The 12,229-nt window shown below is 61.9% G+C and carries 25 protein-coding genes; all 25 read left to right on the top strand.

The window, feature by feature from the left end:
* Positions 1-96: EF-Tu C-terminal domain-related protein (locus EKH80_RS02775; protein ID WP_148110417.1), on the top strand; the 96-nt coding region annotated here is incomplete at its 5' end.
* A 410-nt stretch (positions 97-506) separates the two neighbouring features.
* Entirely contained in the window at positions 507-818 is a 312-nt protein-coding gene (gene rpsJ, locus EKH80_RS02770; protein ID WP_014402136.1) for a 30S ribosomal protein S10, read from the top strand.
* 20 nt (positions 819-838) lie between these two features.
* Positions 839-1,480: a 50S ribosomal protein L3 gene (gene rplC, locus EKH80_RS02765; protein ID WP_126683178.1), complete on the top strand. Its 642-nt coding sequence runs from the start codon at positions 839-841 to the stop codon at positions 1,478-1,480.
* Positions 1,481-1,491: 11 nt separating this feature from the next.
* Positions 1,492-2,094, top strand: coding sequence for a 50S ribosomal protein L4 (gene rplD, locus EKH80_RS02760; protein WP_126683177.1), 603 nt, complete (start codon positions 1,492-1,494; stop codon positions 2,092-2,094).
* Positions 2,091-2,384: a 50S ribosomal protein L23 gene (gene rplW / locus EKH80_RS02755; protein WP_126683176.1), complete on the top strand. Its 294-nt coding sequence runs from the start codon at positions 2,091-2,093 to the stop codon at positions 2,382-2,384. Before rplD ends, rplW begins: the two co-directional genes overlap by 4 nt.
* A gap of 17 nt (positions 2,385-2,401) precedes the next feature.
* Positions 2,402-3,223 carry a 50S ribosomal protein L2 gene (rplB, locus tag EKH80_RS02750; RefSeq protein WP_126683175.1) on the top strand — a complete coding sequence of 274 codons (822 nt, stop codon included), beginning with the start codon at positions 2,402-2,404 and terminating at the stop codon, positions 3,221-3,223.
* A 13-nt stretch (positions 3,224-3,236) separates the two neighbouring features.
* Positions 3,237-3,509 (top strand): 30S ribosomal protein S19, encoded by a 273-nt coding sequence (gene rpsS / locus EKH80_RS02745; protein WP_115477112.1) that lies wholly within the window; start codon positions 3,237-3,239, stop codon positions 3,507-3,509.
* Entirely contained in the window at positions 3,509-3,844 is a 336-nt protein-coding gene (rplV, locus tag EKH80_RS02740; RefSeq protein ID WP_126683174.1) for a 50S ribosomal protein L22, read from the top strand. The genes rpsS and rplV overlap by 1 nt, the downstream gene beginning before the upstream one ends.
* 13 nt (positions 3,845-3,857) lie before the next feature.
* Complete coding sequence (gene rpsC, locus EKH80_RS02735; protein WP_126683173.1) at positions 3,858-4,619, top strand: 30S ribosomal protein S3; 762 nt, start codon at positions 3,858-3,860, stop codon at positions 4,617-4,619.
* 11 nt (positions 4,620-4,630) lie between these two features.
* Positions 4,631-5,044: a 50S ribosomal protein L16 gene (rplP, locus tag EKH80_RS02730; RefSeq protein ID WP_126683172.1), complete on the top strand. Its 414-nt coding sequence runs from the start codon at positions 4,631-4,633 to the stop codon at positions 5,042-5,044.
* Positions 5,044-5,229, top strand: a complete 186-nt coding sequence (gene rpmC, locus EKH80_RS02725) for a 50S ribosomal protein L29 (protein ID WP_109723395.1) — start codon at positions 5,044-5,046, stop codon at positions 5,227-5,229. The genes rplP and rpmC overlap by 1 nt, the downstream gene beginning before the upstream one ends.
* A 12-nt stretch (positions 5,230-5,241) precedes the next feature.
* Positions 5,242-5,502 (top strand): 30S ribosomal protein S17, encoded by a 261-nt coding sequence (rpsQ, locus tag EKH80_RS02720; RefSeq protein ID WP_126683171.1) that lies wholly within the window; start codon positions 5,242-5,244, stop codon positions 5,500-5,502.
* Between the two features lie 15 nt (positions 5,503-5,517).
* Complete coding sequence (rplN, locus tag EKH80_RS02715; RefSeq protein WP_115477106.1) at positions 5,518-5,886, top strand: 50S ribosomal protein L14; 369 nt, start codon at positions 5,518-5,520, stop codon at positions 5,884-5,886.
* A 14-nt stretch (positions 5,887-5,900) separates the two neighbouring features.
* Positions 5,901-6,215 carry a 50S ribosomal protein L24 gene (rplX, locus tag EKH80_RS02710; protein WP_126683170.1) on the top strand — a complete coding sequence of 105 codons (315 nt, stop codon included), beginning with the start codon at positions 5,901-5,903 and terminating at the stop codon, positions 6,213-6,215.
* Between the two features lie 11 nt (positions 6,216-6,226).
* Complete coding sequence (rplE, locus tag EKH80_RS02705; RefSeq protein WP_126683169.1) at positions 6,227-6,766, top strand: 50S ribosomal protein L5; 540 nt, start codon at positions 6,227-6,229, stop codon at positions 6,764-6,766.
* A gap of 64 nt (positions 6,767-6,830) precedes the next feature.
* The gene (rpsN, locus tag EKH80_RS02700) at positions 6,831-7,136 is read left to right on the top strand and encodes a 30S ribosomal protein S14 (protein ID WP_126683168.1); all 306 of its coding nucleotides are present in this window, start codon (positions 6,831-6,833) and stop codon (positions 7,134-7,136) included.
* A 292-nt stretch (positions 7,137-7,428) separates the two neighbouring features.
* Positions 7,429-7,824: a 30S ribosomal protein S8 gene (gene rpsH, locus EKH80_RS02695; protein WP_126683167.1), complete on the top strand. Its 396-nt coding sequence runs from the start codon at positions 7,429-7,431 to the stop codon at positions 7,822-7,824.
* Positions 7,825-7,834: 10 nt separating this feature from the next.
* Positions 7,835-8,362, top strand: coding sequence for a 50S ribosomal protein L6 (gene rplF / locus EKH80_RS02690; RefSeq protein WP_126683166.1), 528 nt, complete (start codon positions 7,835-7,837; stop codon positions 8,360-8,362).
* A gap of 92 nt (positions 8,363-8,454) precedes the next feature.
* Positions 8,455-8,808 carry a 50S ribosomal protein L18 gene (gene rplR / locus EKH80_RS02685; RefSeq protein WP_126683165.1) on the top strand — a complete coding sequence of 118 codons (354 nt, stop codon included), beginning with the start codon at positions 8,455-8,457 and terminating at the stop codon, positions 8,806-8,808.
* Positions 8,809-8,884: 76 nt separating this feature from the next.
* Entirely contained in the window at positions 8,885-9,394 is a 510-nt protein-coding gene (gene rpsE, locus EKH80_RS02680; protein WP_126683164.1) for a 30S ribosomal protein S5, read from the top strand.
* Positions 9,387-9,575 (top strand): 50S ribosomal protein L30, encoded by a 189-nt coding sequence (gene rpmD / locus EKH80_RS02675; protein ID WP_126683163.1) that lies wholly within the window; start codon positions 9,387-9,389, stop codon positions 9,573-9,575. Before rpsE ends, rpmD begins: the two co-directional genes overlap by 8 nt.
* Positions 9,575-10,012 (top strand): 50S ribosomal protein L15, encoded by a 438-nt coding sequence (rplO, locus tag EKH80_RS02670; protein ID WP_230473379.1) that lies wholly within the window; start codon positions 9,575-9,577, stop codon positions 10,010-10,012. The genes rpmD and rplO overlap by 1 nt, the downstream gene beginning before the upstream one ends.
* A 3-nt stretch (positions 10,013-10,015) precedes the next feature.
* Positions 10,016-11,341: a preprotein translocase subunit SecY gene (secY, locus tag EKH80_RS02665; protein ID WP_126683161.1), complete on the top strand. Its 1,326-nt coding sequence runs from the start codon at positions 10,016-10,018 to the stop codon at positions 11,339-11,341.
* Positions 11,342-11,463: 122 nt separating this feature from the next.
* Complete coding sequence (gene rpsM, locus EKH80_RS02660) at positions 11,464-11,820, top strand: 30S ribosomal protein S13 (protein ID WP_126683160.1); 357 nt, start codon at positions 11,464-11,466, stop codon at positions 11,818-11,820.
* Between the two features lie 12 nt (positions 11,821-11,832).
* Positions 11,833-12,222, top strand: a complete 390-nt coding sequence (rpsK, locus tag EKH80_RS02655) for a 30S ribosomal protein S11 (RefSeq protein WP_126683159.1) — start codon at positions 11,833-11,835, stop codon at positions 12,220-12,222.
* Positions 12,223-12,229: the final 7 nt, after the last annotated feature.

Here is a 12,229-nt window from a genome sequence, read left to right as displayed (position 1 = left end):
ATTGCCCCGATCGCGATGAGCGAAGGCCTGCGCTTTGCGATCCGTGAAGGCGGCCGTACGGTGGGCGCCGGCGTCGTCGCCAAGATCACCAAGTAAGCTTCGCTGTATGAAGGTCGCCTGCGAGTCAGGCGACCTTCTGTAAGACGCTTGTCCTATGGCTGTAAATAAGCTATAGTCGCCAAGTTGACTCGCCGTTTCTTCTGGAGCGGCTCACCGCGAAATGAGGTACAGGACGTACTTCGAATTCGCTAACAAGGATGTTGCGGGGTCCCGGTGCTGAGCTAAGTCTCTGTCGCCAAATGGGTTTCCGCGTACGATATCTGTCTGGGCAGGCCGCAAAACGGCCTGCCCGGCGTTTTGAGGTCTCTTCAGTGTGCGAATGCTGGAGAAGGGTTTTGCAGAACCTTCCCCGGGCCTGGTCTGGGGTCTGCAGTACGAAGGGTTGTGCGGGACGGCGAGAAGCTGTCCCGGTTCACAGTATGTTCTTTAGATAACAGGACACGGTTATGGCGAACCAAAAGATTCGCATTCGGCTCAAGGCGTTCGATCATCGTCTGATCGACCGTTCGGCCAGCGAAATCGTCGAGACGGCCAAGCGCACCGGCGCTACGGTTCTCGGTCCGATTCCGCTGCCGACCAAGATCGAGCGCTACACCATTCTGGTGTCGCCGCACGTCGACAAAGACGCTCGCGATCAGTACGAAACCCGTACGCACAAGCGCGTGCTGGACATCGTCGACCCCAACGACAAGACCGTGGACGCGCTCATGAAGCTCGATCTCGCCGCTGGCGTTGACGTTCAGATCAAGCTTGGTTGAGCGATAGACAGGATACGAACATGAGTATCGGACTGGTTGGCCGCAAATGCGGCATGAGCCGACTCTTCACTGAAGACGGACGCTCGATTCCGGTGACGCTGATCGAAGCGACCCCGAATCGCGTTACGCAGGTGAAGACGGAAGATAACGATGGTTACAGCGCGGTGCAGGTCACCGCGGGCGCCAAGCGCGCCAGCCTGCTGACCAACCCGGAAAAAGGCCACTACGCCAAGGCGAAGGTTGAGCCGGGTCGTGGTCTGTGGGAATTTCGCCTGAACTCGGCTGACGCCGGCAAGTATGCCGTGGGCGCCGAAATCAAGGCTGACGAAGTGTTCCAGGTCGGCCAGATCGTCGACGTGGCGGGCGTCAGCAAGGGTAAGGGCTTTCAGGGCACGATCAAGCGCCATGGCTTTAGCATGGGCGACGCTACCCACGGTAACTCGCTGTCGCATCGCGCGCCGGGTTCTATCGGTCAGCGTCAGACGCCGGGTCGCGTGTTCCCGGGCAAGAAGATGTCGGGCCACATGGGTGCGGTGAACCGTACCGTGCAGGGTCTGGAAGTGGTCAAGGTCGACGGCGAACGTCATCTGATCGCGGTGAAGGGCGCGGTGCCGGGTGCTACCGGCGGCGACGTCGTGATCCGTCCGACCACCAAGGGTTGAGGAGAGACGGCATGGAACTGAATGTTATTGGCGCCAAGCCACTCAGCGTGTCGGATGAAGTGTTCGGCGGCGAGTTCAAGCAGGCCCTGATCCACCAGGTCGTGGTGGCCTATCGGGCCGGCGGTCGCGCCGGTACGCAGTCGCAGCTTTCGCGCAGCGACGTGTCCGGTACCACTAAGAAGTTCAAGAAGCAGAAAGGCGGCGGCGCTCGTCACGGCGACTATCGCGCTCCGATTTTCGTGGGCGGCGGTGTCACCTTCGCGGCCAAGCCCCGCAGCTACGAGCAGAAGGTCAACCGCAAGTCCTATCGCGTGGCGATTCGCTCCATCCTGTCGGAGCTGAACCGCCAGGGTCGTCTGAAGGTGGTCGAAGGCTTCGGCATCGACGCCCCCAAGACCAAGGCGATGGTCGCCAAGCTGGCCGAGCTCGAAGTGTCCGGCCGCGTGCTGCTGGTGTCAGAAGATGCGAACGAAGCGCTGTACCTGGCCTCGCGCAACATCCCCTACCTGCATGTGGTGGATGTGCTGGCGCTGAATCCGGTCAGCCTGGTCGGTTCCGACTACGTGGTGATGACCGTCGAAGCGGTCAAGAAAGTCGAGGAGTGGCTGGCATGAGCAACGAACGCATTCTGAATACGCTGCGCGCGCCGCACATTTCCGAGAAGGCGGCCCGTCTGGCCGAAACCAACCAGTACGTATTCGTGGTTGCCCCCGAAGCAACCAAGGCTGACGTCCGCGCAGCGGTCGAGAAGATGTTCGACGTAAAGGTCGAGCAGGTGAATCTCGTCAATGCCAAGGGCAAGGCCAAGTCCTTCCGTTTCCGCGCGGGCAGCCGTCAGGGCAAGCGCAAGGCGTACGTTCGCCTTGCCGCAGGCCAGACGATCGACGTGGCGGCCAAGGCCTGAGCCAGGAGTTCTGACAGATGGCACTAATCAATCACAAGCCAACCTCGCCGGGTCGTCGTGACGCCGTCAGCGTCCGCACCGAGGGGCTGCACAAAGGTGCGCCGTACGCGCCTCTGACCGAGAGTCAGAGCAAAACGGGTGGTCGCAACCATTTTGGCCGCATCACCACCCGTCATCGCGGCGGTGGTCACAAGCAGGCGTACCGCATCATCGACTTCAAGCGCGACAAGGAAGGCATTGCCGCCAAGGTCGAGCGCCTGGAATACGATCCGAACCGCACTGCACATATCGCGCTGCTGTGCTACGCCGATGGCGAGCGCCGCTACATCATCGCACCGGCCGGCGTGGCGGTAGGTGATCGCGTGGTCTCCGGTCACGACGCCCCGATCAAGGTCGGCAACAGCCTGCCGCTGCGCAATATCCCGGTCGGCTCGACCGTGCATTGTGTGGAAATGAAGCCCGGCAAGGGCGCCCAGATCGCCCGTTCGGCAGGTGCCTCCGTGCAGCTGATCGCACGCGAATCCGGCTATGCCACCCTGCGTTTGCGCTCCGGCGAAATGCGCAAGGTTCCGGTCGATTGCCGCGCCACCATTGGTGAAGTGGGTAATGGTGAGCACAGCCTGCGTAAGCTGGGCAAGGCTGGCGCCACCCGCTGGAAGGGCATCCGTCCGACCGTTCGCGGTGTGGTGATGAATCCGGTCGATCACCCGCACGGTGGTGGTGAAGGCAAGACCTCTGGCGGCCGTCATCCGGTCAGCCCGTGGGGTACGCCGGCCAAGGGCTACAAGACCCGTAACAACAAGCGCACGCAGCAGTTCATCGTGCGTCGTCGCAAGTAATTAGGAAACCGACATGCCGCGTTCATTGAAGAAAGGTCCGTTTGTCGACCTTCACCTCGTGAAGAAAGTGGAAGCTGCGGTTTCCACCAACTCCAAGCGCCCGATCAAGACCTGGTCGCGTCGCTCCATGATCCTGCCGGAAATGGTGGGATTGACCATCGCCATCCACAACGGTCGCCAGCACGTGCCGGTACTGGTCAACGAGAACATGGTCGGGCACAAGCTCGGCGAGTTCGCGGTGACGCGTACTTTCAAGGGCCATGGCGGCGATAAGAAGGGCAAGTGATGAGCACCGAAGCCAAAGCGATCCTGCGCAGCGCTCGCATCTCAGCGCAGAAGGCACGCCTGGTAGCTGACCTGGTCCGCGGCATGCCCGTGGGCCGAGCCAGCGACGTGCTCCAGTTCACCAACAAGAAGGCCGCGCACATGGTTCGCAAAGTGCTGCTGTCGGCCGTCGCCAACGCCGAAAACAACCTCGGCGCCGATGTCGACGAGCTGAAGGTCTCGCGCATTTTCGTGGACGAAGGTCCGGCGATGAAGCGCATGCACGCCCGCGCCAAAGGCCGGGGTTCCCGCATCCTGAAGCGCACCAGCCACATCACCGTGGTCGTTGGTAACTAAGAGGACGTAGACGATGGGTCATAAAGTTCATCCCACCGGTATCCGCCTCGGCATTGCCAAGGACTGGAACTCGAAGTGGTACGCCAATAAGGGCGAATACGCCCAGTACCTCGCTGCCGACCTCAAGGTCCGCGAGATGCTGCGCAAGAAGCTCGCGGCCGCCGGTATCTCGAAGATCCTGATCGAGCGCCCGGCCAAGACCGCCCGCGTGACGATTCATACCGCCCGCCCGGGCGTGGTGATCGGCAAGAAGGGCGAGGACATCGAGAAGCTGCGCAAGGAAGTCAGCGAGATGATGGGCGTTCCGGCGCACATCAACGTCAACGAAGTGCGCAAGCCTGAACTCGACGCGCAGCTGGTGGCCGAGTCGATCGCGCAGCAGCTCGAGCGCCGCATCATGTTCCGTCGCGCGATGAAGCGCGCCGTGGGCAATGCGATGCGCCTGGGTGCGCTGGGCATCAAGATCAACGTGTCGGGCCGTTTGAACGGCGCCGAGATCGCACGCTCCGAGTGGAGCCGCGAAGGACGCGTGCCGCTGCATACGCTGCGTGCGGACATCGACTACGGCACCGCCGAGGCGAAGACCACCTACGGCATCATCGGCATCAAGGTCTGGATCTACAAGGGCGAAATCTTCGACCTGGCGCAGATCGGGCAGGAGCCGAAGGAAGAGCAGTCCGCGCAGCCTCGCCGTGAGCGCGAGGGTGGCGAGGGGCGTCGTGAAGGGCGTCGTGATCGCGAGGGCGGTGAAGGCCGCCGCGAGCGGACGAAGTAAGGAGAGTTGCCATGTTGCAACCCAAGCGAACCAAATACCGCAAGCAGTTCAAGGGCCGCAATGACGGCCTGGCTTTCAGCGCCAACCTCGTCAGCTTTGGCGAGTATGGCCTCAAGGCCACCACGCACGGTGCGCTCACCGCGCGTCAGATCGAGGCGGCCCGTCGTTGCATCACGCGTTTCGTGAAGCGCGGCGGCAAGTTGTGGATCCGCGTGTTCCCGGACAAGCCGATCACCAAGAAGCCGATCGAAGTCCGTATGGGCGCCGGTAAGGGTGGCGTGGAGTTCTGGGTCGCACCGATCCAGCCGGGCCGCATGCTTTATGAAATCGAGGGTGTCGACGAGGCTACTGCGCGCGAGGCGTTCCGCCTGGCCGCCGCCAAGTTGTCGGTGCAGACCCAGTTTGTGACCAGAGCGGTGATGTGATGGCCATCAAAGACCTAACAACCAAGTCGGCCGAAGAGCTGAAGCAGCACCTGCTGGACCTGCGCAAGGAGCAATTCAACCTGCGCATGCAGAAGGGCACCGGCCAGCTCAGCCAGCCGCATCAACTGCGCCGTGTTCGGCGCGATATCGCCCGCACGAAATTCGTGCTCGGCGGCAAGAAGTAAGAGGCGGCCGACATGAGCGACAACCAGAAACAGGTACGCACCCTCGAGGGTCGCGTCATCAGCAACAAGATGGAAAAGACGGTTACCGTGCTGATCGAGCGCCAGGTGCAGCATCCGCTGCTGGGCAAGATCGTGCGCCGTTCCACCAAGCTCCACGCGCAGAACGACCTGGGCGCGAACGAGGGCGACGTGGTGCGCATTGCGGAATGCCGCCCGCTTTCCAAGACCAAACATCACCGCGTGGTCGAAATCGTCACGCGCGCCGAAGCGTAAGGGGAGGGTGCAGCCATGATCCAGATGCAAAGCACGCTTTCCGCTGCCGACAACAGCGGCGCCAAGGAATTGATGTGCATCAAGGTGCTCGGCGGCTCCAAGCGCCGTTACGCCGCGATCGGTGACGTGATCAAGGTCACCGTGAAGGATGCCATCCCGCGTGGCAAGGTGAAGAAGGGCGAGGTCTACAACGCCGTGGTGGTACGTACCGCCAAGGGCGTGCGCCGCGCCGACGGTTCGCTGATCCGTTTCGACGGAAACGCGGCCGTGCTCCTCAACAACAAGCTCGAGCCGATCGGCACCCGTATCTTCGGGCCCGTGACTCGTGAGCTGCGCGGCGAGAAGTTCATGAAGATCGTCTCGCTCGCACCCGAAGTGCTCTGAGGCGGAGAAGAACCATGAACCGTATCCGCAAAGGCGATCAGGTCATCGTGATCGCAGGTAAGAACAAAGGCCAGCGCGGTGACGTGCTGCGCGTTGAGGGCGACCGAGTGTTCGTCTCCAACGTCAACCTGGTCAAGCGCCACACCAAGCCCAACCCGCAGGCCGGCCAGGCCGGCGGCATCGTTGAGCGCGAGGCCTCGATCCATATTTCCAATGTAATGCTGTTCAACCCCGCCACGAACAAGGGTGAACGCGTTGGTGCCAAAACGCTCGCTGATGGGCGCAAGGTCCGCGTGTACCGTTCGTCCGGCGAGGTCCTGGACGCGTGAGGAGCACGAACATGACGCGCCTTGAAACCTTTTACAAAGAACAGGTAGTCCAGAAGCTCACCGAGCGGTTCGGCTACGAGAACGTGATGCAGGTTCCGCGCATCACCAAGATCACGCTGAACATGGGCGTTGGCGAAGCCGCGGGCAACAAGAAAGTGCTCGAGAACGCCGTGGCGGACATGGCCAAGATCGCCGGTCAGAAGCCGATCACGACCAAGGCGCGCGTGTCCGTGGCCTCGTTCAAGATCCGTGACGGCTGGCCGATCGGCTGCAAGGTCACGCTGCGCCGCGCCACCATGTGGGAATTCCTGGATCGCCTGATCAACATCTCGCTGCCCCGCGTCCGCGACTTCCGCGGCGTTTCGGGTCGCGCCTTCGACGGCCGTGGCAACTACAATTTCGGCGTCAAGGAACAGATCATCTTCCCGGAAATCGACTTCGACGCGATCGACGCCATCCGCGGTATGGATATCTCCATTACCACTACGGCCAAGACCGACGAGGAAGCCAAGGCGTTGCTGGAAGCCTTCAGCTTCCCGTTCCGTAATTAATACGATCATCCTTGATCAAGAAACCGGCCATCCTTGGCCGGACTCTTTAAGAAAGAGAGTTCTTATGGCAAAGACATCGATGGTTAACCGCGATATCAAGCGGTCCAAACTCATCAAGAAGTACGCCGCCAAGCGCGCTGAGCTGAAGGCTACCGTGGCCAATCCGAAGTCCTCGTACGAGGAAAAGATGGACGCGCAAACCAAGCTGCAGAAGCTGCCGCGCGATTCGAGCGCCAGCCGTCTGCGTAACCGCTGCGAACTTTCCGGCCGTCCGCGTGGCGTCTACCGCAAGTTCGGCCTTGGCCGTAACAAGCTTCGCGAAGCCACCATGCGCGGCGACGTTCCGGGCTTGCGCAAGGCGAGCTGGTAAGCCAGTGCTTCAGCTGGCCTCTCTCTGCGGAGGGCGGCTTGGGGTGGGGAAACCCAACCACCCAGAACCGGGCGGTGCCGTTGCTGGCATCAGCCTAAAGCCCGGCCCTGATCCTTCTGCGGAAGGTCGGGGGCGGGGTAATGACTACTTTGTCGCACCAATATTCGCAAAAGCCGGAAAAGGCTGATATGATTGTCGGTCTGCGCATCGCAGGCCGACTGTTCCGTCGGCTCACAATCTAGAATTGATCTCCGGTTTTATCGGATATCGGTGCACTCTGAAGGATGTTTTCATGAGCATGACTGATCCCATCGCCGATCTGTTTACGCGCATCCGCAATGCCCAGGCTACGGGCAAGCAGGTTGTCAGCGTACCGTCGTCGAAGCTGAAGGTGGCGCTGGCCAACCTTCTCAAGAACGAGGGCTACATCCTCGACGCCAAGGCCTCCGAAGCGGAGGGCAAGCCGGTGCTCGAGATCAAGCTCAAATATTTCGAAGGCCGTCCCGCGATCGAGCGCATCGAACGCGTGAGCCGCTCGGGCCTGCGCGTCTACCGCGGCAAGGACGAGCTGCCGAAGGTGCTCGGCGGTCTGGGCATTTCGATCATTTCGACGTCTGCCGGTCTGCTGACCGACTCGCAGGCTCGCGCCAAGGGCGTGGGCGGCGAAGTCATCGGCCTGGTCGCGTAAGGAGTTTCCGATGTCTCGTGTTGCCAAGAAACCCATTACCCTGCCCAAGGGCGTCGAACTGAAGGTCGCCGAGGACGGTATTGCCGTGAAGGGCCCGAAGGGCTCCTTGTCGGTGCACTCCTTGCCGGGCGCGTCGGTGCACGTCGAGAACGGCGTGGTCAACGTCGTGGTCGCCGAAGGTGCCGAGGACAAGTTCGGCGGTACGGTCCGCGCGCTGTTGGCCAATATGGTCAAGGGTGTGTCTGAAGGCTACGAGCGCAAGCTTGAGCTGGTCGGCGTGGGTTACCGCGCTTCGATGGCCGGCAAGGCGCTGAATCTCAGCCTCGGCTTCTCCCACCCGGTCGTGTTCAACGCACCGGAGGGCATCACCCTCGAGACCCCGACGCAGACCGAAATCCTGATCAAGGGTTCGGACAAGCAGTTGGTCGGTGAGGTTGCTGCCAAGATTCGCGGCTATCGTCCGCCGGAACCCTACAAGGGCAAGGGCGTGCGCTATGCCGGCGAGAAGATCACCCTGAAGGAAGCCAAGAAGGCGTAAGGCGATCCCTCGTGAAGTCATCCGGCCATCCATGGCCGGACGCTTCAAAAGAGCAGATCACCATTAGCCAATCCGCTTTCCGGAGACACATGATGAACAAGAATGAAGCCCGTCTGCGCCGCGCCAAGTCCACGCGTTCGCACATCCGCAAGCTCGGCGTAGCTCGCCTGTCCGTGCATCGCACCGGCCAGCATCTTTATGCCCAGGTGTTCGACGCCGCCGGCGTGAAAGTGGTGGCGGCAGCCTCTACCGTACAGAAGGCGATCGCCGAAGGCCTGAAGGGCACCAAGAACCTGGAAGCCGCCGCAGCGGTGGGCAAGGCGATTGCCGAGCGCGCCAAGGCTGCTGGTATCGAAGCCGTGGCATTCGACCGCTCCGGTTTCCGCTATCACGGCCGCATCAAGGCGCTGGCTGATGCCGCCCGTGAAGCCGGCCTGAAGTTCTAAGCAACAACCAAAACAACTCCAAGCGGCACAGCCGCAAGCAAAAGTCCCGGATGGTCCGGGCATACGGAAAAAGATAATGTCTTCTACTGATCGCGAAAACTCTGACGGCCTGCTCGAGAAGCTGATCGCCGTCAACCGCGTGGCCAAGACCGTCAAGGGCGGCCGCCAGATGAGCTTTACCGCGCTGACTGTGGTCGGCGACGGCGAGGGTAAGGTTGGCTTCGGCTATGGCAAGGCTCGTGAAGTGCCGGTGGCCATCTCCAAGGCCATGGAACGCGCCCGCCGCAACATGGTGAGCATCGACCTGAACAACGGCACGCTGTGGTACGCCATCAAGGCCAACCATGGCGCCGCTCGCGTCTACATGCAGCCGGCCTCCGAAGGTACCGGCGTGATCGCCGGCGGTGCCATGCGCGCTGTGCTGGAAGTGGTCGGTGTGAAGAACGTTCTGGCCAAGGCCGTTGGTTCGCGCAACCCGATCAACCTGGTGCGCGCCACCATCAAGGGCCTGCAGGCCGTTGCCTCGCCGAAGCAGATCGCTGCCAAGCGCGGCAAGACCGTGGAAGAGGTGATGGGCAATGGCTAACAACGAAAAAACCATCCGCGTGCGCCTGGTTAAGGGCTTGCGCGGCGTACAGTCCCGCCATCGCCTCAGTGTGAAGGCGCTGGGCCTGAACAAGACCAACGACGTCCGTGAACTGAAAGACAGCCCGCAGGTTCGCGGCCTGATCAACACGGTTTACTACCTGGTCCGGGTTGAGGAGTAATCAAGATGCGTCTGAATGACATCAAGCCCGCTGCCGGCTCGCGCAAGAGCCGCCTGCGCGTCGGTCGTGGTATCGGTTCGGGCCTGGGCAAGACCGCCGGCCGCGGCCACAAGGGTCAGCATGCCCGTACCGGCCGTAGCCACCGCCTCGGTTTCGAGGGCGGCCAGATGCCGCTGCAGCGCCGCCTGCCGAAAGTCGGCTTCCGTTCGCTGAAGAAGGCCGAGAGCCAACAGGTGTTCCTGTACCAGCTCGCTAGCCTCAAGGCTGACGTGATCGACGCCGTCGTCCTGCATCAGGCCGGCCTGATCGACAGCCGCGCCAAGAAGGTCAAGGTTGTCGCCAAGGGCGAAATCGGCCGTGCGGTGAAGCTGTCCGGCCTGCTCGCCACGGCGGGCGCTAAGGCTGCCATCGAAGCTGCCGGCGGCAGCGTGGAGTAACTCGTGGCCGCAGCCAAGGGTCCATCGGTAGGGTCGCTCGGCAAGTTGACCGAGCTGCGTCAGCGCATCTTTTTCGTGATCGCTGCGCTGATCGTGTACCGCCTCGGCTCGTTCATCCCGGTGCCGGGCGTGAACCCCGATGCCATGGCTAACCTGATTGGCCAGACCGGCGGCATCCTGGACATGTTCAACATGTTCTCGGGTGGTTCGCTCGGGCGTTTCTCGGTCTTTGCCTTGGGTGTGGTGCCCTACATCTCTGCCTCGATCGTGGTGCAGATGATGGGCTCGGTCATCCCCAGTCTGCAGGCGCTGCGCAAGGAAGGGCAGTCCGGCCAGCGGCAGCTGACCATGTATACGCGCATTGGTACGGTTGGCTTGTCTGCTTTTCAGGCTTTCGGCATCGCCGTGGCACTGATGAAGCAGCAGACCAATGGTGGTGTGCCGGTGGTCTACATGCCGGGCTTCGGGTTCATCCTGTCGTCGGTGGTTGGTTTGACGGCCGGCTCGTTGTTCCTGATGTGGCTGGGCGAGCAGATGACCGAACGCGGCATCGGCAACGGCATTTCGCTGCTGATTTTCGCTGGCATCGTGGCTGGTTTGCCGAACGCGGTGGTGCACACGCTGTCGATGTCGAGCAACGGCGAGCTGAGCACGATCAAGCTCGTCATGGTAGTTGCGCTGGTGCTCACGGTAACGGCTTTCGTGGTGTTCATGGAGCGCGCCCAGAGGCGCATTACCGTGAACTACGCGCGGCGGTCGGGCGGGCAGCGGTCGTACATGAACCAGACCTCGCATCTGCCGCTGAAGATCAATATGGCGGGTGTGATTCCGCCCATCTTCGCGAACAGTATTCTGATGTTCCCGGCGATGGCCGCCACTTGGGGCAACGCCAGCCACCAGTCCCGCTGGTTGCAGGATCTGATCCAGGTGTTGAGCCCGGGCGAGCCGCTCTACGACATCGTCTATGCGGTCCTGGTGATCACTTTCGCCTTCTTCTACACGGCGATCGTTTTCAACTCGCAGGACACGGCGGACAACCTGAAGCGGTCCGGCGCCCTGATTCCGGGTATCCGCCCAGGTCGTTCGACGGCGGATTACATCGACTCGGTAATGTCCCGTCTGACCGGCGTTGGCGCCCTCTACCTGGTGCTGGTCTGTCTGGTGCCGACGTTCATGCAGAACGCTTGGCATGTTCCGTTCTACTTCGGCGGCACTTCGCTGCTGATCGTGGTGGTCGTGGTGATGGATTTCACCGCCCAGGTGCAGGCGCATCTGGTCAGCCACCAGTACGAAGGTTTGCTCAAAAAGGCCAACTTGCGCCGCGGCTGAGGTGCAGGCGGGTCCCGGTGGAAGGGCGGCGGCGCTCGAGGTGTCGCGGTACTTTCCTGACAGTTTGATTAAGGTTAGAATTGCGCGTTTACCGCGCGAGAAAGCATCGGAGAAAGTAGATCATGGCGCGCATTGCGGGTGTCAATTTGCCGGTCCAGAAACACGTCTGGGTTGGCCTGCAGAGCATCTATGGCATCGGCCGCAGCCGGGCCAAGAAGGTCTGCGCGGACGCGGGTGTGAACCCGAACGTTCAGATCAAGTCGCTGAGCGAAGGCGAGGTGGAGAAGATCCGCCACGAAATCGGCAAGTATGTCGTGGAAGGCGATCTGCGCCGTGAGGTCGGTATGGCCATCAAGCGCCTGATGGACCTGGGTTGCTACCGCGGCCTGCGCCATCGCCGCGGCCTGCCGGTGCGCGGCCAGCGCACGCGTACCAATGCGCGCACCCGTAAGGGCCCGCGTCGCGCGATCAAGAAATAATTGGAATAAACCATGGCAAAGCCAGCAGTTAAGACCAAGAAGAAAGTCAAGCGTGTTGTCACCGATGCGGTGGCGCACGTGCAGGCCTCCTTCAACAACACCATCGTCACCATCACCGACCGCCAGGGCAATGCGCTCTCGTGGGCGACCGCTGGTGGCGCGGGCTTCCGCGGTTCGCGCAAGTCCACCCCGTTCGCTGCCCAGGTCGCCGCCGAGAAGGCCGGCCGTGCTGCCGGCGAATACGGCGTGAAGACGGTGGAAGTGCGGATCAAGGGCCCGGGCCCGGGCCGCGAGTCGGCAGTGCGTTCGCTGAATGCGCTCGGCTACAAGGTCCTCAACATCATCGACGTGACGCCGATTCCGCATAACGGCTGCCGTCCCCCCAAGAAGCGTCGCGTCTAAGGAGCAC

The sequence above is a fragment of the Dyella choica genome (assembly GCF_003977665.1).
Taxonomy (GTDB): Bacteria; Pseudomonadota; Gammaproteobacteria; order Xanthomonadales; family Rhodanobacteraceae; genus Dyella_B; species Dyella_B choica.
This window is presented reverse-complemented; position numbering and strand designations above follow the sequence as displayed.